The 25,504-nt window shown below is 73.6% G+C and carries 7 protein-coding genes; 4 read left to right on the top strand and 3 right to left on the bottom strand.

Translation table 11 applies throughout. The annotated features are described in order from the left end of the window. Positions 1-873 carry a glucose-1-phosphate thymidylyltransferase RfbA gene (rfbA, locus tag AC2IPW_RS19805; RefSeq protein WP_486375455.1) on the bottom strand — a complete coding sequence of 291 codons (873 nt, stop codon included), beginning with the start codon at positions 871-873 and terminating at the stop codon, positions 1-3. 63 nt (positions 874-936) lie between these two features. Here rfbA and rfbB point away from each other — a divergent pair, with 63 nt between their 5' ends. Then, positions 937-1,947 carry a dTDP-glucose 4,6-dehydratase gene (rfbB, locus tag AC2IPW_RS19800; RefSeq protein ID WP_486375454.1) on the top strand — a complete coding sequence of 337 codons (1,011 nt, stop codon included), beginning with the start codon at positions 937-939 and terminating at the stop codon, positions 1,945-1,947. A 232-nt stretch (positions 1,948-2,179) separates the two neighbouring features. Then, positions 2,180-2,365, top strand: a complete 186-nt coding sequence (locus AC2IPW_RS19795; RefSeq protein WP_486375453.1) for a hypothetical protein — start codon at positions 2,180-2,182, stop codon at positions 2,363-2,365. Positions 2,366-2,380: 15 nt separating this feature from the next. Here the strand turns inward: AC2IPW_RS19795 and AC2IPW_RS19790 are convergent, their stop codons facing one another. Then, positions 2,381-4,162 (bottom strand): DUF4012 domain-containing protein, encoded by a 1,782-nt coding sequence (locus AC2IPW_RS19790; protein WP_486377036.1) that lies wholly within the window; start codon positions 4,160-4,162, stop codon positions 2,381-2,383. Between the two features lie 269 nt (positions 4,163-4,431). Here AC2IPW_RS19790 and AC2IPW_RS19785 point away from each other — a divergent pair, with 269 nt between their 5' ends. Next, complete coding sequence (locus tag AC2IPW_RS19785) at positions 4,432-23,241, top strand: amino acid adenylation domain-containing protein (RefSeq protein ID WP_486375452.1); 18,810 nt, start codon at positions 4,432-4,434, stop codon at positions 23,239-23,241. Beyond that, entirely contained in the window at positions 23,241-24,869 is a 1,629-nt protein-coding gene (locus tag AC2IPW_RS19780; protein ID WP_289382312.1) for a tyrosine-protein kinase domain-containing protein, read from the top strand. The genes AC2IPW_RS19785 and AC2IPW_RS19780 overlap by 1 nt, the downstream gene beginning before the upstream one ends. On the opposite strand, the gene AC2IPW_RS19775 is transcribed toward AC2IPW_RS19780, so the two are convergent. Next, positions 24,840-25,355 (bottom strand): arsenate reductase/protein-tyrosine-phosphatase family protein, encoded by a 516-nt coding sequence (locus AC2IPW_RS19775; protein WP_486375451.1) that lies wholly within the window; start codon positions 25,353-25,355, stop codon positions 24,840-24,842. The two genes, AC2IPW_RS19780 and AC2IPW_RS19775, sit on opposite strands and share 30 nt — an antisense overlap. Between the last annotated feature and the right edge of the window lie 149 nt (positions 25,356-25,504).

Here is a 25,504-nt window from a genome sequence, read left to right as displayed (position 1 = left end):
TCAGTGTCCTTCCCGGTCGAGCAGGTCGAGCAGGTAGCTGCCGTAGCCGGATTTGACCAGCGGCGCGGCCAGGGCGCGCAGCTCGTCGTCGGTGATGAAGCCGCGCCGCCACGCGACCTCCTCGGGGGCGCCGATCTTCAGGCCCTGGCGTTGTTCGATGGTACGGACGTAGTTGCCGGCGTCGAGCAGCGAGTCGAAGGTGCCGGTGTCGAGCCAGGCGGTGCCGCGGGGGAGGACTTCGACCTGGAGGCGGCCGGCCTCGAGGTAGGTGCGGTTGATGTCGGTGATCTCGTATTCGCCGCGGTCCGACGGGCGCAGGTCGCGGGCGACGGCGACGACGTCGTTGTCGTAGAAGTACAGTCCGGGCACCGCATACGGGGATTTGGGAGTCGCGGGCTTTTCCTCCAAGGAGATTGCACGCCCAGTGTCATCGAATTCGATGACGCCGTAGGCGCTGGGGTCGGAGACGCGGTAGGCGAACACCGCCCCGCCATCTATGTTGCTGAATCGACTCAACGTAGAGCCGATCCCGGGTCCGTAGAAAATATTGTCCCCCAACACCAGCGCCGCGGATTCGTTGCCGATGTGCTCGGCGCCGAGGACGAACGCCTGGGCGAGGCCGTTCGGTTCCGGCTGGACGCGGTAGGTCAGGTTCACCCCGTAGCGCGACCCGTCGCCGAGCAGGCGTTGAAACTGGTCCGAATCGTGTGGGGTGGTGATGATCAGGATGTCGCGGATCCCGGCGAGCATGAGCGTCGAGAGCGGGTAGTAGATCATCGGCTTGTCGTAGACTGGCACGAGTTGCTTACTGGGGCCGAGAGTGATCGGATGTAGTCGCGAGCCGGTCCCCCCGGCGAGAATGATTCCGCGCATGGGGCACAGTGTTTCATTGTCATTGGCTACCGGCGAGTCGAGGTATCACGGAGGGCTCATTCAATGCGTTTGCTCGTCACCGGCGGTGCCGGTTTCATCGGTGCGAACTTCGTCCACCAGACCGTCGCGGAACGACCCGACACACGGGTGACGGTGCTCGACAAGCTCACCTACGCCGGCAACCTCGCCTCCCTCGACCCGGTCGCCGAGCGGATCCGTTTCGTCCGCGGCGACGTCGCCGACGCCGACCTGGTGGACGCGCTGGTGGCCGAGTCGGATCTGGTGGTGCACTTCGCCGCCGAATCGCACAACGACAACTCCCTGACCGATCCGTCGCCGTTCGTGCAGACCAACCTGATCGGCACGTTCACCCTGCTCGAGGCGGTGCGCCGGCATGCGGTGCGCTACCACCACATCTCCACCGACGAGGTGTACGGCGACCTCGACCTCGACGATCCGGCGCGGTTCACCGAGGCCACCGCGTACAACCCGTCGAGTCCGTACTCCTCGACCAAGGCCGGCTCGGACCTGCTGGTGCGGGCGTGGGTGCGCTCGTTCGGGGTGGCGGCGACGATCTCGAACTGCTCGAACAACTACGGCCCGTACCAGCACGTGGAGAAGTTCATCCCGCGGCAGATCACCAACGTCCTCGACGGGGTGCGGCCGAAGCTGTACGGCACCGGGGCGAACGTGCGGGACTGGATCCACGTCGACGACCACAACCGGGCGGTGTGGACGATCATCGACAAGGGCGAGATCGGGCAGACCTACCTGATCGGCGCGGATGGGGAGACCGACAACTGCACCGTCGTCGAGACCGTCCTGGGGTTGTGCGGCAGGGACCGCGGCGACTTCGACTTCGTCACCGACCGGCCCGGCCACGATCTGCGCTACGCGATCGACGCGACCCGGCTGCGCACCGAACTCGGCTGGCAGCCGCGCTACCGCGACTTCCGCGAGGGACTGGCCGCGACGATCGACTGGTACCGCACGCACGAGCACTGGTGGCGGCCGCAGAAGGACGCCACGGAGACCGCGTACCGTGATGCCGGCGAATCAGTGCTCGGGAAGTGACCGACCGGCCAGCCCGAGTTCGTAAAGCGAGGCACAGTGCAGGCGCTGGCCGCGAGGATCTTCCTCGCGGCCATTAGCATTGAAGCTCATCGCATCAGTCGCAGCGTGAGATCAGGGGTGCAAGATCGTCAGTCCGGATATCTTCCATGCCCTGGTCTTCATGTGCTCGCTCTTCACCGCCTCTGCGTGGTGCTTGGCGCGCCCGAACGCTCTATCGAGCACGGCTGTCGCTGTGGCATCGTTCTTGTGGCTCGCGTTGAGCGGACCCCTCGAAGGTCGGGTGCTGTACGTGCTCAATCCGGGGCACGGTCTCACCGAATCCGACCTTCTGTCGTTCGTCGGATTCGGTATCGCAGCATGGGGCTTCTGGGCGTCCTACCGCCGGTACAGACGCGGCGGACCGGGCCGGTGGCTGTAGGGTGCCCAGTCGGCCTCAGTCGCAGGCCGGCACGTCGATGCTGAGTGCAGGCTCGTCGACCAGCGGTTGCACCGGGATGCGGGCCTCACCCTCGACGACGGGTTCCGTCAGCTCGAAGATGATCTCGGACGTCTCGCCGCGCGGCACCGGAAACTGCACGCTGTAGACGGGGTGCCCCAGTTCCTTGCCTGTGAAGTTCATGGCTGGGCTACCGTTCACGGTCACCTTCTCGAGTCTGGCGCCCTGCGTGGCGATCAATGACAGATCGGTCAAGTTGGCGCCGAACGGCGCCCCCACCGGGTTGTCGAACATGCCGGCCACGTAGTTGGTGAAGTCACCGGCAGGTAGGTCGTTGCTCAGTCGCACCGTCACCCTTGAGTTCCGTGTGTCGCCGTCGCACGAGCCTGCGGTGTACTCGATCTCGCGTCGCAGGTAGTAGTCCAGCTTGTTGCCGCCGAGGTTGTTGACGACGACGCCCGCATACGGGGCGGAATCCTCGGGAACGGTGTGGCCGAGTGGTGTTCCCGCAAGAACTTCCTGCTCGTCTGGGTTGGCGCTCCACACCGCGAGTCGCCCCTCGCTCGCTGCATGGCCGAGGGCTTCCAGCAGGGCTTGCGGCCGACTGATGCTCCCCGTCATCTTCTGGACCACTGCCGCTGCTACGTCTTGCAGGTACTGCTTGCGCGCGGCGTTGTTGTCTGCAAATCGCGAGTAGGCGGTCGATTCGGTCAGCTCGACTACGTTGTCGGCGGTGATCTTCTCCCCGCTGGGCAACGTGACGGGCCCGACCACCTCGAGGACGTAACTCAACGCCACGGGGTCGGTCGCGACCGCACCGTCGACGCGCTCGCCCGACTCCTGCTGCCACAGCGACTGCCAGATCTGCGCCGCGTACGGGAAGTGCGAGCTGACGTTGCTGTTGCGGAAGTCCACCGTCGGCCGGCTGTGCCCGTAGGTGCGGGCGAAGTCCGGCCCGAGATCGAGGGGTTGGTAGTTGGTGCGCAGTTCCCGGTTGCTTGCCAGGTCGTCGACCCGTACCGCGCCGTCCGCGGCACGCACGATGCCGAACCCGCCAAGCAGTCCGCCCGTGCCGCGGGCTTCGGCGTTGGTCTGGAAGCCAATGAAGTAGCTGCGTGGCCCGTCGGCGCCCAGCATGGCAGGTGCGATCTCGGCCGCGAGGGAAGTGTTGTGGAGCAAACCGGACAATTCGCCTGTCTGGTCCTGCAATTGGACGCGTGCGTCGTCGATCAGGCTCAGGTAGGTGCCGTCGATGTCATTCGCTTGAGCGTCGAGTTCGGCCGCTGCCGCCGCGGTGGTCTCGAGGACCGGTGCGGCGTCGCGCAGGGCTGCGAGGTTGATGCGGGCGCCGTCGAGGATCAGCTGATCGGGGGAGACGGCCGAGCCGGCGTCCACGGCGGGCACCAGAACATCGGATGTGAGACCCGTCACAATATCGCTCATCTGCTGACTCGCCGCGAACGGGCTGCCGAGCCACGGGATCGCCGCGGTGATGCTCCACGGCAGCGAGTGGGTGGAGTCCTGTGCTTGCTTCGCGTACTTGTCGGCGTCGCCGGCCGTGCGCAGAGCTGTCTCGGTATCACCCGCCAGCAGGGCATTTTTCGAGCTCGTGGCGTACTCCCGGGCCTGTTCGAGGCTCGACTTGGCCTGCAGCCCTTCGTAAGCCAGCCAGACGCCCATTCCGGCGACGACGACCGCGCCTGCGGTGCAACCGATCGCGAGGTTCCGGCGTTTGCGGCGCTCCTGTGCGATCTGCTCGTCGGTCTTGCGCCGGCGCACTTTGCGTCGGCGTGGCTCCGGCGAAAGTGACTCGTCGGTAACATCGTTCACGCGGTCCTGCCCCCTTCGATTCCTCCGGGGTGACCATAACCGAGAAACCGGTCGCCTGGTCGGTTCGAGTGGTGAGTAACGCTGAGGATCGTTAGGGTCGATGTATTCGACGGTGATGGATGCAGGGAGGCGTCCACGCCGTTGTCGATCGAGGGGTCCCTACTGCACGCCCGTCGATCTCGAGGGAAACACGAGGGGGTGCGGTGCCGTCTTTTGCCATGTCCACGAGTCAGCGTGGACTGTGGTTCGCTCAGCAGCTCACCCCGGACGTCCCGTTCACCATCGCGCAGTACCTGGACCTGCACGGCCCGCTCGATGCCGATCTGATTCGCGCCGCCTGCAATCAGGCTGCCCGCGAGGTCGAATCCGGCACGCTGTTCCTCGAGATGGTCGACGGCGAGCCGCACCAGCGGGTGATCCTCGACGTCGACGACTACCCCGGCTACCTGGACCTGCGCGGCCACGACGATCCCGAGGCCGAGGCGCGACGGTGGATGGACGAGACGTACACCCGTCCGCTCGACCCGCTGCGCGACCGGCTCATCGCCACCACACTGATCCAGCTCGCCGACGAGCACTTCTACCTGTTCACCTACATCCACCACCTCGCCCTCGACGGGCACGGCGGCATGGTGATGCTCGGCCGCAGCGCCGAGCTGTACACGGCGTGGACGCGCGGGGAGGAGCCGCCGCCGATCAAGGCGCTGAGCCTCGAGCAGATCGCCGAGCACGAGCTCGCCTACGTCGGCAGCTCGCGGCAGGCCGCCGACCGCGAGCACTGGGCGCAGCGCCTGGTGGACCTGCCGCCGCCCGTCACGCTCGCCCCCGGCTCCGCCGCCCCCACGATGCCGTGCCGGCACGTCGGCGCGGAACTCACCGCCGAGGTGACCGCCGCCGTGGCCGACCTGGCCGGCAGCGCCAACTCCACGGACGTGCCGATCGTCGTCGCCGCCTTCGCGGCGTACCTCGCCCGCATGAACGGCACCACGGACGTCGCGCTGAGCCTGCCGGTCTCGGCCCGCACCACCGCAGCGCTGCGCCGCTCGGCCGGGTCGATCTCGAACATCGTGCCGTTGCGGGTCCGCGTGGAATCCGACATCACCGTCGCCGACCTGGTGCGCCGCGTGCAGGTGGAGCTGACCGGGGCGCTGCGGCACCAGCGGTACCGCTACGAGGACATGCTGCGCGACCTGCACGCCGTCGGCGACCACCGGGAGACGCGCAGCGCGTTCGGGCCCGTGGTGAACCTGATGATGTTCAACCCGGAGTACGCATACGGCGACATCTCCGGCGAGTACAACCTGCTCTCCACCGGCCCGGTCGACGACCTGTCGGTGAACGTGTACGCCGGGATCGCCGGGCGCAGCGTGCGGGTGGACTTCGAGGCCAACCCGCGGCTGTACGGCGACGAGACGCTCACCCGGCACCATCGCCGCTTCCTGGACTTCCTCGGCGCATTCGCCCGGTCGGCCGAGCGCGCGGTGGGGGATCTGCCGCTCGCGACGCCCGACGAACTGGCTGGCCTCGTGCCCGCGCGCGGCCCACAGGCCGACGGTGTGTGTCTGCTGGCCGACGTGCTCACGGCGCACGCGGGCTCGGACCGCGTCGCCGTGCGGGACGGTGCTGCCGAGCTCACCTACCGCGATCTGGACGATCGTTCAACTGCGCTCGCGCGCAAGCTCATTGCCACCGGCGTCGGACCCGACGACCGGGTCGCGGTGCTGCTGCCGCGCTCAGCCGGCTCGGTGATCGCGCTGTGGGCCGTCGCCAAGACCGGCGCCGCCTACACCCCGATCGACCCGGCCACCCCCACGCTGCGGCTCACCGAACTGCTGCGCGACGTGCCCGTCGCGGTGTGCGGCGACGACGTCGCCCTGCCCGACGGCGTGACCCGCGTGGACCCGGCCGACGGTGAGACGTCGTCGGCGCCGTTCGAGGTGGGGGAGCGGGTGCGTCCGTTGCACCCCGACCATCTCGCGTGGGTGATCCACACGTCCGGCTCCACCGGCACCCCCAAGGCCGTCGCCGTCGGCCACCGCGGTCTCGCCGGACTCGTCGCGACGCTGCGTGCGCGGTACCCGGCCGACGCCGACTCCCGCGTCCTGCATGTGGCCGCGCCGAGTTTCGACGCGTCGCTGCAGGAACTGCTGCTGGCCTTCGACGCCGGCGCCACCCTGGTGATCTGCCCGCCCGACGTCGTCGGCGGACCGGACCTGGCCGCGCTGCTGCGCGAGCAGGCCGTCACCCACGCGATCACCGCACCCGCCGTCCTGGCCGTCACGCCCGAGGCCGACCTGCCGGCTCTGCGGATGCTCGATGCGGGTGGGGAGGCGCTGCCGGTCGACGTCGCCGACCGGTGGTCGCGCGGACGCACGATGCTCAACGCGTACGGGCCCACCGAGACCACCGTCCTCGCCACGCTCAGCGACCCGCTGCACCCGGGCGGGGGCGTGCCCATCGGCGCACCCGTCCACGACGTGACGGCGCTCGTGCTCGACGCGCGGCTGCGGCCCGTGCCCGTCGGCGCGGTCGGCGAGCTGTACCTGGGCGGGCCGGCCGTCGCGCGCGGCTACCTCGGCGACCCGGCGTTGACCGCGGCCCGGTTCGTCGCGTCGCCGTTCGGCCGCGTGTACCGCACTGGGGACCTGGTGCGCTGGAGCCGTGCGCGTTTCTGGTCGTCGGAGCTACCAGAAACGCGCACGGGGGGCGGGGGCGTCCTGGAGTTCGTCGGGCGCGCCGACCGGCAGGTCAAGATCCGCGGCTACCGCATCGAGCCCGGCGAGGTCGAGGCAGCGCTCACTGCGCTCGACGGCGTCGCCAACGCGGCCGTCGTCGTCCACGGCGACACCCTCGCGGCCGTCGTCGTCGGCGACGTCGCGCCCGACGATGTGCACGCCCGCCTCGCCGAACGGCTGCCCGCCTACCTGCGGCCCGCGACGATCACCGTGCTCGACGCGCTGCCGCTCACCCCGGGCGGCAAGATCGACCGTCGTGCGCTGCCTGCACCCGCCGTGGACACGGCCACCGACTCGCGGGCGCCTGCCGGACCCACCGAGACCCTCGTCGCGCAGCTGATGTGCGAGATCGTCGGCGTCGAGGCGGTCGGCGCCGACGCGAACTTCTTCGCCCTCGGCGGACATTCGCTCGGCGCAGCCCAGTTCGCCGCGCGGCTCGGCGCCGCCCTCGGCCGCGACGTGCACCTGCGCGACGTGTTCGACCACCCCACCGTCGCCGCACTCGCCGCTGCCGTCGACGGCGGACCGGCGGCGTCCGTGCCGGCCCCGGTGCGCTCGGCCGACGACACGCCCGCCCCGCTCGCCCCCGCGCAGCGCCGGCTGTGGCTGCTCGCCCAGGGCGACACCGCCGCCTACCACCTGCCGTTCGCACTGCACCTCGACGGCACCCTCGACCCGGCCGCGCTGCGCGCCGCGCTCGGCGACGTCCTCGACCGGCACGAGATCCTGCGGACGGTGTTCACCGAACCCGGCCCGCGCCAACACGTCCAGCCCGTCGCCGAGGTGCTGCCCGACCTCGACGCCGAACCAGTCGACCCCGCCGACGTGGACGCCCTGATCGCCGAATGGGCCGCCGCGCCGTTCGACCTCACCACCGACATTCCGTTGCGGGCGCGGCTGCTGCGGGTGGGGCCGGACCGGCACGTGCTCGCCGTCGTCGCCCACCACATCGCCGTAGACGGCGCGTCGTTCGTGCCGCTCACCCTCGACGTCGCCGCCGCCTACACCGCCCACGCCGCCGGGCACGGGCCGCGGTGGGAGCCGCTGCCGCTGCAGTACTCCGACTACGCCCGCTGGCACCGCGCCCTGCTCGGCGACGAGGACGACCCCGACAGCCTCGCCGCCCGCGAACTAGCGCACTGGACCACCGCCCTCGCCGGACTGGGCGAGGCCCCCACCGTGCCCACCGACCACCCCCGCGCCGGCAGCCCCGGCCCGGCCGAGTCGCTCGAATTGGCCGTCCCCGCCGCACGGTTCGAGGCACTGCGCCGCCTGGCCGCCGCGCACGATGCCACCGCGTTCATGGCGGTGCACGCCGCCGTCGCCGTGTGGCTGTCGACGTGGACCGGCGGGCGCGACGTCGCCGTCGGCTCCGGCACCGCCGGCCGCGAACACCCCGACCTCGACGCCCTCGTCGGCATGTTCGTCGGCACCGTCGCGCTGCGGCTCGACGTGGACCCGGCCGCGTCGTTCACCGACCTGCTCGCCGCCGCCCGTCGCACCGACCTCGACGCGTACGCGCACGCGACGGTGCCGTTCGACCGCGTCGTCGACACGCTCGGCTTCGCCCCGTTCCAGGTGATGCTCGCCTACGACAACGTCGCCGTGCCCGACCTCGACCTGCCGGGCCTGCGGGTGCGTGCCGAGGAGATCCCCTCCGGTCTCGCCCGATTCGACGTCGAGCTCGCGGTGCGGGAGCTGCCCGACGGCTCACTCGCCGGGCGGGTGATCTACGACGGCGGGTTGTTCGAACGCGCGACGGTTGCCGACGCGGTGGCCCGGCTGCACGCGGTGCTCGACGCGGCCGTCGCCGCGCCGAATGTCCCCGTCGGCGATCTCGACCTCGGCGCCCCCGAGATCGTCGTGGCCCCGGCCGGGCCGGTCGCGACGCTGCCGGAACTGCTTGCCGCGCACCCGCTGCACGTCGTCGCGCCGGGCGGTGAGCCGATCGAGTTGATCTCGGCCGCAACACCATTGGCGTGGCACCTGCTCGAGCGCGGGCTCGGGCCGGAGGACCGCGTCGCGATCCTGCTGCCGCGGTCGGTGGACTCGGTGCGTGCGGTGGCGGCCGTCGCGCTGACCGGGGCGGCGTTCGTGCCCGTCGACCCCGCCCAGCCCGCCGCCCGCATCGCCCGGCTGCTCGCCGACGCCGACGTGCGGTATGCCGTCGCCCGGCCCGGCACGTCGCTGCCCGACGGCGTCGCCCGCATCGACCCGGACGCCGGATCCGCGCAACCGGCGCCGATCACCGACGCCGACCGGGTGCGTCCGCTGCGACCCGACCACGCCGCGTACCTCGTCTACACCTCCGGCTCGACGGGCACGCCGAAGGGCGTCGTCGTCACCCACCGGGGGCTCGCACCGCTCGTCGCGGCGCTGCGTCGTCGCATGGACCTCGACGCGCAGGCGCGGGTGCTGCACTTCGCGTCGCCCGCGTTCGACGCGTCGGTGCTCGAATACCTGCTGGCCGCGGCGGCCGGCGGCACCCTCGTCGTCGCGCCGGCCGACGTGTACGGCGGCGACGAGCTGCTGGAACTGCTGCGGCGCGAGCGGATCACGCACTGGTTCTCCACTCCCGCCGTGCCGACCCTGCTGGACCCGTCGGGTCTGGACACGCTGCGGGTGCTCGCCGTCGGCGGGGAGGCGTGGCCGGCCGAGACCGCCGCCCGCTGGGCGCCCGGCCGGACCATGCTCAACGTGTACGGGCCCACCGAGACCACCGTCCTCGCCACCGCCAGCGCGCCGCTGGTGCCGGGGGAGCGGCTGACCATCGGTACCGGCCTCGACGGCGTCACTGCGCTCGTTCTCGGTCCGCGGCTGCGGCCCGTTCCCGTCGGCGTCGTCGGGGAGTTGTACCTCCTCGGGCCGGGCGTCGCGCGCGGCTATCTCGGTATGCCGGGGCTGACGGCGAGCCGGTTCGTCGCGTCGCCGTTCGGCGGTGGTCGCATGTACCGCACCGGCGACCTGGTCCGCTGGACCCGTGCGCGTTTCTGGTCGTCGGAGCTACCAGAAACGCGCACGGGCGGCGGAGCCGCCCTGGAGTTCGTGGGGCGGGTGGACCATCAGGTCAAGCTGCGCGGGTTCCGGATCGAGCTCGGCGAGATCGAGGCCACCCTCACCGGGCACCCGGCGGTCGCCGCGGCCGTCACCGTCGTGCGGGGCGATGCGCTCGCCGCGTATGTGTACGGACCCGACCCCGCCCGCCTCGACCCGGCCGAGCTGCGGGAGTTCGCGGCCGCGCGGCTGCCGCGGCACATGGTGCCCGCCACCGTCACCGTCCTCGACGCGCTGCCGCTCACGAGCACCGGCAAGATCGACCGCGCCGCGCTGCCCGAGCCCGTCGTCGCCCCCGGCGCCCCGGCCGGATACCGCAGCGCCGCCGAGGAACTCGTCGCCGGGGTCGTCGCCGACCTGCTGGACCTGCCCGCCGTCGCCGCCGACGACGACTTCTTCGCGCTCGGCGGCAACTCGCTGCTCGCCACCCAGCTCGCCGCGCGGCTCGGCGCCGTCGCCGGTCACCGGGTGGGCGTGCGGGAGATCTTCGAGCACCCCACCGTCGCCGGCCTCGCCGCCGCCGTCACCGATCCGCTCGCCGGCGAGCGGCTGCCGCTGCTGCCGACCGGCGACAGCGGGCCGGTGCCGCTCGCACCCGCCCAGCAGCGGATGTGGCTCGCCAACCGGTTCGACGTCGCCGACGCCGCCCCCGGCGACCACGTCGCGTTCGTCGTCGACCTGGACGCCGGCACCGACCTCGACGCCCTCGCGGCCACCGCCGCGGACGTGATCGCCCGGCACGCCGTGCTGCGCACCGTCCACCCCGACGGCCCGGACGGACCTACTCAGCAGGTGCTGCCGCGCATCGACCTCGACCTCGAACCGCACGCGGCGCCCACCGATCTCGACGCCGCCGACTTCGCCCGCGCCGGTTTCGATCTCACCGTCGACCCGCCGCTGCGCACCCGCCTGTACCGCACCGCCACCGGCTACACCCTCGCGGTGGTGCTGCACCACGTCGCCGTCGACGGGCTGTCGCTGCTGCCGCTCGGCCGCGACCTCGCCGTCGCCTACGCCGCCCGGCGCGACGGACGCAGCCCCGCGTGGCCGCCGCTGCCGGTCACCTACCGCGACTTCGCCCGCTGGCAGCACACCCTGCTCGGTGACCCCGCCGACCCCGAGAGCCTCGCCGCCCGGCAGCTCGCGCACTGGACCCGCACCCTCGCCGGCGCCCCGCCGCTGCTCGCCCTCCCCACCGACCGGCCCCGCGGCGACGGCGACTCCACCGCCGGACGCGTGCGCTTCTCGGTGCCCGCCGAACTGCACGCCGCCGTCGACAAACTCGCCCGCGCCCACGACGCGACGACGTTCATGGTCGTGCACGCCGCGCTGTCCGTGCTGCTCGCGACGCTCGCCGCCACCGAGGACGTCACCGTCGGCACCCCCGTCTCCGGGCGCATCGACCCGATGCTCGACGACGTGGTCGGCATGTTCGTCGGCACCGTCGCGCTACGGCTGCCCGTACCCGCCCGCGCGACGTTCGCGGAACTGCTCGCCGACGCCCGCCGCGTGGACCTCGACGCGTTCGCCCACGCCGACGTGCCGTTCGACCGGGTCGTCGACGCGCTCGGTGCCTCCACCGCCGGCCACCACCCGATCTTCCAGGTGATGCTCGCCTACGAGAGCTTCGCGCTGGACGGCCTCGACGTGCCCGACGTCACCGGTGTGCGCGAGCTGTCCACCGGCACAGCACGATTCGACCTCGAGGTGACCGTCCGCGAGAACCGCTCCGACGCGGGCACCCCCACCGGGCTCGACGGCGTGCTGACCTACGACCGCGGCCTGTTCGACCACGACACCGTCGCGGGGTGGGCGCCGTTCCTGCTGCGCATCCTCGACGTCGTCACCGCCGACCCGGCCGCCGCCGTCGGCGAGATCGACCTGCTCGGCCCCGACGGCGACACCTCCGCACCATCGGCGGACCCGGCGACGGCGACGCTGCCCGCGCTCGTCGCCGAGCAGGCGCGGCGCCGGCCCGACGCGATCGCGCTCACCCACGGCGACGACACCCTGACCTACGGGCAGCTGCACGCCCGCTCCGGGGCGCTCGCCGCGCTGCTCGCCGAGCGCGGACTCGGCATCGAGGACGTCGTCGCCGTCGCGCTGCCCCGCTCCCTCGATCTGGTGGTGGCGATCCTCGCCGTCGCCCGCGCCGGCGCGGTGTACCTGCCGCTGGACGTCACCCACCCGCCGGCGCGGCTGCGTGCCCTGCTCGACGACGCCGCCCCCGTTGCGGTGCTGTGCGACACAGACTTCGCAGTCGATGTGGAAGTACCTGCGCTGCAGATCGATTCGACGGAGATCCGGGAACGCCTGGACGCCGGCGGCGAATGCGACGCGGCAGTCCCGGCCGGGGCGGGCGCGTACCTGATCTACACCTCCGGCTCCACCGGCACCCCCAAGGGCGTGCTCGTCAGCCACGAGGCCGCCGCCGCGGTGTTCGCCGCCACCGCCGACTTCGGGTTCGGGCCGCGCGACGTGTGGACGCTGTTCCACTCCCCGGCCTTCGACTTCTCCGTGTGGGAGATGTGGGGTGCACTCACCACCGGCGGCCGGCTCGTCGTCGTCGACCACTACACCGCCCGCGACCCCGGCGCCTTCGCCGCGCTGCTCGACGGGGAGGGTGTCACCGTCCTCAACCAGACCCCCACCGCGTTTCACCAGCTCGCCACCGTCGACACCCCACTGGACACGGTGCGGCTGCTGATCTTCGGCGGCGAGGCCCTCGACCCGGAACAGGCCCGGCCGTGGCTCGCGGACCGGCCGCACGTGCGCGCGGTGAACATGTTCGGCATCACCGAGACCACCGTGCACGTCACCCGCGGACCCGCCGACCAGCCCGGCGTCGGCCGGCCCCTGCCCGGACTGGACGTGCAGATCCTCGACCGGTCGCTGCGCCGCACCCCACCCGGCACCGTCGGCGAACTCTACGTCGCCGGAACGCAACTCGCCCGCGGCTACCGCGACCGCCCCGCCCTGACCGCTGCGCGGTTCGTCGCCGCGCCCGGCGGCGTCCGCCGCTACCGCACCGGCGATCTCGGCCGCCGCGGCCGCGACGGCGTGCTGCACCACCGGGGCCGCGCGGACGACCAGCTCGAACTGCGCGGCTACCGCATCGAACCGGGCGAGATAGAGGCCGCGCTGCTGCGCTGCGACGGTGTCACCCAGGCCGCCGTGGTGTTGCGCGACGACCGGCTCGTCGCCTACCTCGTCGGCGGCAGCCCCACCGCGGCGCTGCGCGAGCTGCGCCGCACCCTGCCCGACTACCTCGTGCCCGCCACCGCCGTCGCGCTGGAGACGTTGCCGCGCACCGCCAACGGCAAACTCGACCGGTCGGCGCTGCCCGCACCCACCGTCGCACCGAGCGGTGGCCTCGCCCCGCACGGGCCGCTCGAGGAACTCGTCGCCGAGGTGTACCGGGAACTGCTCGCCGTCGGGTCCGTCGGCGCCGACGACGACTTCTTCGACCTCGGCGGCAACTCGCTGCTCGCGACCCGCCTCGCCGGGCGCCTCGCAGACATCGCCGACGTCGACGTCACCGTCCGCGACGTATTCGCCGCCCCCACCGTCACCGACCTCGCCGCCCTGCTCGCCGCCCGCGCCGGCACACCCCGCCGCCGCGCCCCGCTCGTCGCGGCCGGCAACGGCACCCCCGCGCCGCTGTCCCCGGCGCAGCAGCGGCTGTGGTTCGTCAACCGCCTCGACCCCGAATCCGGTAGCTACAACCTGCCGTTCGCAGTGCGCCTCGACGGCCGGCTCGACGTCGCCGCACTGACCACCGCCGTCGCCGACGTCCTCGGCCGGCACCGTACCCTGCGCACCGTCTACCCCGACCCCACCGCCCAGGTCGTGCGGCCCGTCGCGCGACCCGTCCTCGAACCCGTCGCCGTGCCCGCCGAGGGGCTCGACGAGTTCGTCCGCGAATTCGCTGACCCTGGATTCGATCTCACCGACGAGCCGCCCGTGCGGATGCGGCTGTACCGGCTCGCGCCGCAGCGGCACGTGCTCGCCGTGGTCGTGCACCACATCGCCGCCGACGAATGGTCGCTCACCCCGCTGCTGCGCGACATCGTCGACGCCTACACCGCCCGGCTCGCCGGGCACGAGCCGCGGTGGGCGCCGCTGCCCGTGCAGTACACCGACTTCAGCCGCTGGCAGCGCGCCGGCGCCGACGCGCAACTCGAACACTGGACGGGCGTGCTCGCCGACCTGCCCGACGAGGTGACCCTGCCCGGCGACCGGCCCCGGCCCGCCCGCCCCACCGGGCGCGGCGCCACCCACCGCACGACCGTGGATCCCGTCGTCGCCGACGGTGTGTCGCGGCTCGCGCGGGAAGGACGCGCGACGACGTTCATGGTGCTGCACGCGGCGCTGGCCGTGCTGCTGGCCCGGCACGGCGCCGGCGCCGACATCGCCGTCGGCACCGTCGTCGCCGGGCGCGGCGACCCGCAGCTCGACGACCTCGTCGGCATGTTCGCCGGAACTCTCGTGCTGCGCACGCCCGTCGACCCGGACGCCGCGTTCGCCGACCTGCTCGCCGATGTCCACGCCCGGGATCTGGCCGCCTACACCCACCCGGATGCGCCGTTCGAGACCCTCGTCGAGCGCCTCAACCCGGCCCGCAACCCGGCCCGGCACCCGCTGTTCCAGGTCGCGCTGTCGCTGCGGCGCCCCAGCGTCGACGCGTTCGAGCTGCCCGGCCTGACCGCGCGGGTGCTGCCGGTGGCCGACGAGCACGCCAACTTCGACCTCCAGCTCGTCGTCACCGAGACCGGCACCGACGTCGACCTCGAATTCGTCTATGCCACCGACCTGTACGACGCCGGCACTGTCGCCGCGTTCGCCGACCGGTACGTCGCGATCCTGCGCGCCGCCGTCGCCGACGCGGCCGTGCGGATCGGCGACATCGACCTGCTCACCGAGCGGGAGCGGGCCGCGCTCGTCCCCGCCGCCGGACCCGAGCCCGCCGCGGCGCGGACGCTGTGGCAGTGGCTCGCCGACGGTGCCTCCCGCGGCGGCGACGGTGTCGCCGCGCGTGACGGCGACGTGGAACTGACGTATCCGCAACTCCTCTCGCGCGCCGAGGAACTCGCCGCCCGGCTGCACGCCGCCGGCATCCGGCCCGGCACGGCCGTCGCGTGCGCCCTGCCTCGCTCGCTCGACGCCGTCGTCGCCGTGTGGGGGATCGCCCGGCTCGGGGCCGCGCCGATGCTCGTCGACCCGGCCCAGCCCGCCGTGCGGCTCGCTTCGATGCTCGCCGGCACGACCGTCGGCGTCACCGGCGCCGCGCACCTCGGGTCGCTGCCCGACGCCGTGACCTGGCTCGACGTCGCCGACAGTCGCGACGGCACCGTCGCGGTGGCCGACCCGGATCCGGGCGCGCCCGCCTATCTGGTGTTCACCTCCGGCACCAGCGGAAACCCCAAGGGCGTCAGCATCACTCACCGCGGCGTGAGCGCCCTCGTCGAGGACCTGACGGAACTGTTCGCCGCCGCGCCCGGCGACCGCATGCTGCACGTCGCGTCGCCGAGCTTCGACGCGGCGATGCTCGAGCTGCTCGTCGCCGGTACGTCGGGCGCGACCCTCGTCGTCGCCGGGGCCGACGCCTACGGCGGTGACGCCCTCGCCGATCTGCTCGCGCGTGAACGCATCACCCACGCCTGCCTGACCCCGTCGGCGCTGGCGACGGTGCCGTCGCGCGCACTACCGGACCTGCGGGTGCTCATGCTCGGCGGCGAGGCCGTGAGCGACGAGCTCGTCGCGCGGTGGGGCGCGGGCCGTCGCCTCTACAACGGGTACGGCCCCGCCGAGGCCACGGTCTTCGCGACCTGTTCGCCGCCGCTGACGCCCGGCGCGGACGTCGTGATCGGCACCCCCGTCCGCGGGGTCGAGGCCGTCGTGCTCGACGAGCGGCTGCGGCCCGTGCCCACGGGCGTCGCGGGGGAGCTGTACCTGGCGGGGGCGCGGCTCGCAGACGGCTACCGCGGCGATCCCGGCCGCACCGCGACCCGGTTCGTCGCCGCACCCGGCGGCCGTCGCTGGTACCGCACGGGCGACCTGGCCCGCTGGGCCGGTGCGTCCTTTGGGCGGCCAGGGCAGCCCAAAGGACGCACCGGCGGCGGGGGCGCCCTGCGGTTCGTCGGGCGCAGCGACGATCAGGTCAAGCTGCGCGGGGTGCGGATCGAGCCGGGGGAGGTCGACGCCGCGCTGCGCGGGGTGGCCGGGGTGCAGCAGGCGGCGACCGTCGTGCGCGACGGGGCGCTCGTCTCCTACGTCGTGCCCGCGACCGTCGACGCCGACGACGCGCGACGGCAGCTGCGCCGCAGCCTGCCCGCCCACCTCGTGCCCGTCGCCGTCGTACCGCTCGACGCGGTCCCGCGCACCGCACACGGCAAACTCGACGTCGCGCGGCTGCCCGCACCCGACCTCGGCGGGCGCGACGAACCCGGCACCGAGACCGAGAGTCTCGTCGCGCGGATCTTCGGCGAACTGACCGGCACCGACCCCGGCCGCGGCGACGACTTCTTCGCCGTCGGCGGCAACTCGCTGCTCGCCACCGTCCTCGTCGGCCGGCTCCGCGAGGAGACCGGCACCGCGGTGCCGCTGCGGCTGATCTTCGAGCACCCCACCGTCGAGTCCCTCGCCGCCGCGCTCGACGCCGGCGGACTCGACGCCGAGACCGGACCGGTGCCCGTCCACCCGCGCCCCGCCCGGATCCCGCTGAGCCGGGCGCAACGTCGCCTGTGGGGACTGAGCCGCCTCGACCCCGACGCCTACCGGCTGCGCGCCGACGTGCACCTGACCGGGCCCCTCGACGTGCCCGCCCTCGAGGCCGCGCTCGACGACGTCGCGGCGCGGCACGAGATCCTGCGCACCCGCATCGTCGTCGACGAGCAGGGCCCGCACCAGGTCCTCGCGGACCGTGCTGTCCACTGGGACCTCGAGGGGACCGACGGCACCCGGCGGCTGCGGCTCGCGGTCGACCATGCCGCGGCGGACGGGGCGTCGCTCGCGCCGCTGCTGCGCGACCTCGCCGTCGCCTACGCCGCCCGCGCGGCCGGACAGCCGCCGCGGTGGGAGCCGCTGCCGCTGCAGTACGCCGACTACGCGCTGTGGGAACAGGCCCGCGGCATCCCCGAGCCGGACGTCGCGCACTGGCGACGCGCCCTCGACGGCCTCGACCCGGTCGAGCTGCCCACGAACACAGAGACTTCCGAGGCGGCGGCGCAGACCGTCGCGTTCGAGGTGCCCGCCGACGTGCGCGCCGGGATCGCCGCCCTCGCCCGCGTCCACGGCGCCACCGAGTTCATGGTGCTGCACGCCGCCCTGTCGGTGCTGCTCGCCCGCGTCGGCGCCGGCCACGACGTCGCCGTCGCCGCCGTCGTCTCCGCCCGCCGCTGGGCGCAGGTCGAACAGCTCGTCGGCCCGTTCCTCGACACCCTCGTACTGCGCGCCCGCGTCGAACCCGACATGCCGTTCGCCGGGCTGCTCGCGCAGGTCCGCGACTTCGACGTCGCCGCCCTCGACCACGCCGGGGTGCCCTACGAGCAGATCCTCGCCGGCCTGTCCGGCCGCGCCCCGCAGGTCGCGCTCGCCCTGCAGGACTTCGCCCTCGACCCCGTCCGGATCGGGGACCTCACCGTCGACGCGCAGGAAGTCCTCGCCGGCGCACCGAAGTTCGACCTGCAGTTCGCGCTCGCGCCCGCCGCGGACGGCTACACCGGCACCCTCGTGCACGACGCGTCCCGGTTCGCCGCATCCACGGCGCGCCGGCTCGCGGACCGGTTCGTCGCCGTCCTGCGGCACGTCGTCGCCGCACCCGACGCGCTCGTCGGCGACCTGCCCGTCGACCGGCCCGCCGCGCCGCTGACCGGAGCCGAACCCGCCCCCGCCCGTACGCTGCCCGAGCTGCTGCGCGCCACCGCCGCCGCGCACCCGGACCGGGAAGCGCTGCGCGAGGGCGAGACCGCCTTGACCTACCGCGAACTCGACGCCCGCTCCGACGCGCTCGCCGACGAGTTGCGCGCCGCCGGCGCCGGCCCCGGCACCGTGATCCCGATCGACCGTCCCCGCGGCCTCGACCACGTGCTGCGGCTGTGGGCGATCACCAAGACCGGCGCCGCCTTCACCAGTGCCACTTCCGCCGCTGCCGCCGACGAGCCCGCCCCGGCGAACGTCGCGTACGTGGTGTCGACGTCCGGCTCGACCGGCGCTCCCAAACGCGTCGCCGTCACCCACAGCGGTCTCGCGCCGCTCGCCGCCGAGGCCGCCCGCCGCTACCGCGTCGGACCCGGCGACCGCGTGCTGCAGGGCTACCACCCGGCGTTCGACGCGGCCCTGCTCGAGCTCCTGCTCGCCCACACCACCGGCGCGACCCTCGTCGTCGCCCCGCCGGAGGTGTACGCGGGCGCGGACCTGCAGCAGGTGCTGAGCGCCCAGCGCATCACCCACTACCTGTCCACCCCCGCGGTGCTCGGCACCCTCGACCCGCAGCAGCTGCCCGACCTGCGGGTCGTCGCCTCCGGCGGCGAAACCCTGCCGCCCGCGCTCGCCGCCCGCTGGACCCGGGGCTCGAGTGCGGCGGCCCGGCACATGCTCGACGCGTACGGCCCCACCGAGGCCACGATCGTCGCGACCCTCACCGACGTCGACGGCCGCGGCGGCATCGGCCGGCCCGTCCCCGGCACCGTCGCGCACGTCCTCGACGCCCGGCTGTGCCCGGTGCCCGACGACGCCGTCGGCGAGCTGTACCTGGCCGGGACGTCCGTCGCCCTCGGCTACCTCGGCGCCCCCGGCCTCACCGCGCAGCGGTTCGTCGCCGCCCCCGGCGGCACCCGCCGGTACCGCACGGGCGATCTCGTGCACCGCCGCCCCGACGGCACCCTCGCCTTCCGGGGTCGCACCGACCGGCAGCTCAAGGTCCGCGGCGTGCGCATCGAACCCGGGGAACTCGAGGCCGCCCTGCTCGCGCAACCCGGCATCCGGCACGCCGTCGTGCTGGCCTCGGGTGGGGCGCTCGTCGCCTTCGCCGCCGCCGAACCGGACGTCGACGAAACCCGCGTGCGTGCCGGTCTCGCCGAAACCGTTCCCCCGCAGCGCATGCCGGCCCGCCTGCGGCTGCTGCCGGAGCTGCCGACCACCGTCAACGGCAAACTCGACGTCGCCGCCCTGCACGAGCTCGACACCGCCCGCGACGACGCCGCCGACGACCGGCCTCTCACCGACGTCGAGGACCTCGTCGTCACCGTCGCCGAGAGCGTGCTCGGCGCCCGGCCCGACATCCACGCCGGGTTCTTCGCCGCGGGCGGCGACTCGCTGTCCGCCGTCGTCCTCGCCGCCCGCCTCGCCGACGCCTTCGGTGTCGACGTGCCCGCCCGCGCGGTGCTGCAGGCCCCCACGCTCGCGACGCTCGCCGCGCACCTGCGCGACGGTGACACCACCCGGATCCCGTTGCGCCGCTACGACGACGACGCGCCCACCCCGCTCGCTCCCGCGCAGCAGCGGCTGTGGCTGCTCGGCCGCGCCGAACCGCGCAGCACCGCGTACACCGTGCCCGTCGCGCTGCACCTGAGCGGCGACCTGGACACCGCCGCGCTGGCCGCGGCGGTCGCCGACGTCGCCGACCGGCACGAGGTGCTGCGCACCGCCTACCCCGACGGCATCGCTACGACGGTGGATCCTCCTGTGCTCGAATCGGTTCCGGGCACCGACGTGACCGCCGCCGTGACCGAGGTGCTCACCGCGCCGTTCGACCTCACCGCCGAGGCGCCGCTGCGGCTCCGGCTGATCGACCTCGGCGCCGGCGAACGGGTGCTCGCCGCGGCCGTGCACCACATCGCGTTCGACGGCGGCTCGGTCGCGCCGCTGCTCACCGACCTGCAGCACGCCTACGCGGCCCGCGTCGCCGGTGCCGCACCGATCTGGTGGCCGCTGCCCGTCCGCTACCGCGACTACGCCCGCTGGCACCACGACCTGCTCGGCGACCCCGCCGACCCGGACAGTCTCGCCGCCCGCCAACTCGACCACTGGGCAACGACTCTCGCGGGACTGCCCGACACGCCGCTGCCGCTGCCCACCGACCGGCCCCGGCCCGCGCGGCCCAGCCACGTCGGCGGCGCCGTCACCGCCCACCTCGACGCCGCCACCCACCGCCGCGTGCGCGACGTCGCGCGCGCCCACGACGCCACCGGCTTCATGGTGCTGCACGCCGCCCTCGCCGCGCTGCTCGCCCGTCGCAGCGGCCGCGCCGACATCGCCGTCGGCACCGCCGTCGCCGGCCGCGCCGACCCGCGCCTGCATGCCCTCGTCGGCATGTTCGTCGGCACCCTCACCCTGCGCACCACCGTCGACGGCGCCGAGCCGTTCGCGGACCTGCTGCGCCGCGTCCGCACCACCGACCTCGACGCCCTCGCCCACGCGGACGTCCCGTTCGATCAGGTCGTCGCGCGGGTCGCGCCGGCCCGCGGCACCCACCACCCGCTGTTCCAGGTGCTGCTCGCCCACCGCACCGTGCCCGCGGGGCAGGACCTGCCCCAGCTGCCCGGGCTGCGCGTGCGCGAATTCGACGCCGGCACCCCGGCCGCCCAGTTCGACCTCACCGTCGACGTCACCGAACGCGGCGACGACGGCATCGACGTGCGCCTCGTGTACGCCACCGACCTGTTCGACGCCACCACCGCCGACACGCTGCTGGCCGACTACCTCGCGCTGCTCGGCGCCGCGCTCGACGACCCCGCCTCCGCCGTCGGCGATCTCGCCGCCCCGGCGCCGGCACCGCTGACCGCCCCCGCCGCGGCGCCGCGGACGCTGCCGCAGATCCTCGCCGCCACCGTCCGCGCCCACCCCGGCGCCATCGCCGTGCGCGCCGGAACCGTCGCCTGGACCTACGCCGGGCTCGACGCCCGCGCCGCCGCCGTCGCCGCGCGGCTGCGCGCCCGCGGGGTGACCGGCGTGGTCGCGGTGGCCGTGCCGCGCGGGGAATACTGGCCGCTCGCGGTGTGGGCCGTCGCGAAGGCCGGCGCGGCATGGGTGTCCGTCGACCCGGCGCAGCCGCCCGCCCGCATCGCGACCGTGCTGCGCGACAGCGGCGCCACCGTCGGCCTGACCGTGCCGGGCGTGGCCCCGGCGGGGGAGGGCATCGACTGGCTGGACCTGACCGCCGACGAGTCCGAAGACGATGCCCCGGATGTCGCCGCGGAGCCGCACCCCGACGACACCGCGTACCTGATCTACACCTCCGGCAGCACCGGCGCACCCAAGGGCGTCGCCGTGCCGCACCGTGGCCTGACCGCCCTCACCGACGCGCACGTTCTCGACGTCACGCCCGGCAGCCGGGTGCTGCACGCCGCGTCGCACACCTTCGACGCGTCGGTGTTCGAACTGCTCACCGCCCATGCGCACGGCGCGACCCTCGTCGTCGCACCCGACCACGTGTACGCCGGGGAAGCACTGCAGGAGTTGATCGTCGCCGAGCACGTCACCCACGTCGTCGCCACCCCCTCCGTGCTCGCCACCCTCGACCCGGACACGCTGCCGCGCCCGGTCACCGTCCTGTCCGAGGGCGAGGCGCTCACCGCGCCCGTCGTCGAACGCTGGCAGCGGCACCGGCTGCTCAACGGGTACGGGCCCACCGAGTTCACGATTGCCGTGTCGTTCGGCGGCCCGTTCGAACCCGGCGCCCGGCCCACCGCCGGGACCGTCGTCGCCGGCGCCACCGCCCACGTCCTCGACGCGCGCCTGCACCCCGTCCCGGCCGGGGTGATCGGGGAGCTGTACGTGACCGGGCCGAGCCTGGCCCGCGGCTACCACCGTCGAAGCGGGTTCACCGCAACACGATTCGTCGCCGACCCGTACGGTGCGCCGGGCGGGCGGCTGTACCGCACCGGCGACCTCGCCCGCGTCACCGCCGTCGGCGAACTCGACATCCTCGGCCGCGTCGACGAGCAGATCCAGCTGCACGGCATCCGCGTCGAACCCGCCGAGATCGACGCCGTGCTCACCGCCGCCGACGACGTCGACGCCGCCGTCACGGTCGCCGTGCCCGGCCCTGCAGGCGAGGCCGTCCTCGTCTCCTACGTGCAGGGCGGCGCCGACGCCGCCGCGCTGCGGGCCCGCGCCGCCGCGCACCTGCCGCGGGCGCTGCGGCCCACCGCGATCACCGTCGTCGACGCGCTGCCGCTGCTGCCGTCCGGCAAGGTCAACCGCGCCGCGCTGCCCACACCCGACTTCGCCGTCCCCGCAGACGATTTCGTTCCTCCCGCCGGCCCGACGGCCGAGGCGGTCGCCGAGGTGTTCGCCCGGCACCTCGGCCGGCCGGTGTCCCCGGACCAGGGGTTCTTCGACCTCGGCGGCACGTCGCTCGGCGCCGTCGCCGTCGCCGCCGACCTGCGGGCCGCGCTCGACCGCGACGTCCCGCTCGACTGGCTGCTCACCGCGCCGACCGTCGCCGACCTCGCCGACCGGATCGACCACGGCGGCGACGACACCGACCCCCTCGCCACCCTGGTGCCGCTCGCGGGACGCCCCGACGGCACACCCCTGTTCTGCGTCCACCCCATCAGCGGAATGTCTTGGTGCTACACGGGACTCGCGCCGCACCTACCCGGCGTCGCGCTGTACGGGCTGCAGGCCACCCGGCTCGAGCCGCTGCCGCGCACCGTCGCCGAGTTCGCCGCGCGCTACCTCGACGAGGTCCGCGCCGTCCAGCCCGCGGGTCCCTACCACCTGCTGGGCTGGTCCCTCGGCGGAACGATCGCGCACGAGATGGCCGTGCAACTGCACGAGGCGGGGGAGCAGGTGGCGTCGCTGATCCTGCTCGACACGCTCACCCCCGACACCCTCCCCGACGTCGCCGCCCTGCCGGACGAGCCCGTCGTCGAACTCGAGGTGCCCGGCCTGCCGTCGGCGTTCGTCGCCGAGATCCGGAAGCGGGCGCTCGCCGCGGGCGGCGCCCTCGACGAGGCCGTCACCGCGCACACGCCCCGCGTCCTCGACGGTGACGCGCTGCTGTTCCGCGCCCGCCCCGGTGGACCGGCCGGACCCGACCTCGCGGCGAGCTGGCGACGGCACGTCCGCGGCCGCGTCACCGCGCACGATGTGCCCTACCCGCACTCCGACCTGACCACCCCCGGCGCGCTGGCCGTGATCGGCCCCACGCTCGCCCGCCACCTGACCGAACGACAGATTTCCGCGCCCGTAGGGTGCACCGACAGTGTCACAGCAACGAGGGAGACACCGTAATGGAAGTACACGACTACCTACGCATCCTGCAGGCGCGATGGAAGATCGTTGCCGTGACGACCGTGGTGGCGGTACTCGGTGCGCTCGGCGCCTCCCTGCTCACCACCCCGATCTACCAGGCGAGCACCCGGCTGTTCGTCTCCACCTCGTCGGGGGCCTCGGTCAACGAGATCTACCAGGGCAACCTGTTCTCGCAGCAGCGCGTCGCCTCCTACACGAAGCTGCTCACCGGCACCACGCTGGCGCAGCGCACCCTCGACCGGCTGGGACTGTCCGACCTGACGCCGTCGCAGCTGGCGGAGAAGGTGACCGCCTCGTCGGCCCCCGACACCGTGCTCGTCGACGTCAAGGTCGACGACGCGTCGCCGGAACGGGCCCGGGACCTCGCCAACGCCCTGTCCGACGAGTTCGTCGTGATGGCCCGCGAGCTCGAGACTCCCGAGAACGGCGGTGAGCCCACCGCACGGGTCGTCGTCGAGCAGCACGCCGACACCCCGGCGACCCCGGTGTCGCCGAAGACGAAGCGCAACCTCGCGCTCGGCTTCGCCGTCGGCCTGCTCCTGGGCATCGCCCTCGCGGTGCTGCGCGACCGGCTCGACAACACGGTCAAGGACCGTAAGACGGTCGAGGAACTCGCCCACACCGGCCTCGTCGGCACCATCCCGCTCGACAAGGAACGGCAGGAGCACGCGGCAATCGCGTTCCAGGAGTCGAATTCCGGCAGCGCCGAGGCGTACCGGGAGATGCGCACCAACCTGAAGTTCCTCGACGTCGACAACCCGCCGCGCGTCATCGTCGTCACCAGCGCCCTGCCCGCCGAGGGCAAGACCACCACCGCCATCAACACCGCACTGGTGCTCGCCGAGGCCGGTCACTCCGTCGTGCTCGTCGAGGGTGACCTGCGCCGGCCGCGGGTGTCGAAGTACCTCGGCGTCGTCGGCGACGTCGGCTTCAGCACCGTGCTCTCGGGTCAAGCCGGTCTCGAGGACGTGCTGCAGCCCAGCCAGTACGAGGGCCTGTGGGTGCTGGCCTCCGGCGCACTGCCGCCCAATCCCAGCGAGCTGCTCGGCTCCGACACCGCCAAGCACGTCATCGACGACCTGCGGGCGCGCTTCGAGTACGTCATCATCGACGGCTCGCCGGTCCTGCCCGTCACCGACTCCGTCGTGCTCGCCGCGGCGACCGACGGCGCGCTGCTCATCGCGCGTCACGGCAAGACCACCCGCGAGCAGCTCAGCCGCGCCGTCGGCAATCTCGGCAGCGCCGGCGCGCACCTGCTCGGCACCATCATGACGATGACACCGAACAAGGGCCGCGGCGCCTACGAGTACCGCTACTACTACGAGTCCGACGTGAAGAAGGACGCGCCGGCGCAGCAGCCCGCCGCGCAACCCACCGGCGGCCGTCGCCACCGCGGAGAGCCCACCCGGCCGGAACCGTACCGGCCGGAGCAGGAGGGCCACGACGACGCACAGGCGGGGCAGCACTACCGCGCCCCGCAGGCGTACTCCGCCGAGCCCGCCTACCGCGAACAGTCGGTGCCGACGGCGGTGTCGCGACCCGTCGCGCCCTCGCCGCTGCCGGGCCCGCGCAACGGATCAGTCGTGGATCCGGGCGAGCAGCGGTAGCAGCAGATCGGCGATCTCGGTCCCGACGGTGACGAACGTGTCCTCGTCGCGGCCGATCGGATCGGTCACGTCCTCCGGCCCGGGCGCGGGAAACTGCGCCCGGGCCGCTGCCAGTTCGGTGACCGTCTCGGCGCCGCTGAGCTGCTGCAGCCGAGCGGCCTCCCGCAGCGTGAACGTCCGCTTGAGCATCCGGGGTGCCGACTGCAGCACGGCCCCGCGGTGCGCCTCGGCCATCGTGATCACCAGGTCGGCGTCCTGCGCGATGCGCGGCGACAGCCGCCGGGCGACGAAGCCGTCGGGCTCGCCGCCGAGCTGGCGCAGCACCAGCGCCGCCGTCGGTTCCATGGGCCGGCCCACCATGCCGCGGGTGCCGGCGCTGTGCGCGGACAGCTCACCCCGGCCCGCTTCCCGCGCGAACGCGGTGGTCAGCAGTTCGGCGGTGGGCGATCGGCAGATGTTCCCGGTACAGACGTACAGAACCCGCATCGCTCGATCCTAGGCAGCCCCCGGGCCATTCGTCCGGTTGCCGGGCCGCATGTCCAATTCGCCAGGGGGTCTGTCCGGACCGTTCGGTAGCATCGGGCGGTCGGGATGCGCCGGGGGAGGCTGTGCGGCGCACAACACGATCAGAAGGC

This window comes from Rhodococcus sp. NS-SX18 (genome assembly GCF_057367935.1).
The sequence above is the reverse complement of the archived record's forward strand: the minus strand, read 5'-3'. Positions and strand labels throughout refer to the sequence as shown.

What these genes read in the sequence shown, in the direction of transcription:
- rfbA (WP_486375455.1), bottom strand. Translation starts at nt 873, where the DNA reads ATGCGCGGAATCATTCTCGCCGGGGGGACCGGCTCGCGACTACATCCG.
- rfbB (WP_486375454.1), top strand. Translation starts at nt 937, where the DNA reads ATGCGTTTGCTCGTCACCGGCGGTGCCGGTTTCATCGGTGCGAACTTC.
- AC2IPW_RS19785 (WP_486375452.1), top strand. Translation starts at nt 4,432, where the DNA reads ATGTCCACGAGTCAGCGTGGACTGTGGTTCGCTCAGCAGCTCACCCCG.
- AC2IPW_RS19780 (WP_289382312.1), top strand. Translation starts at nt 23,241, where the DNA reads ATGGAAGTACACGACTACCTACGCATCCTGCAGGCGCGATGGAAGATC.
- AC2IPW_RS19775 (WP_486375451.1), bottom strand. Translation starts at nt 25,355, where the DNA reads ATGCGGGTTCTGTACGTCTGTACCGGGAACATCTGCCGATCGCCCACC.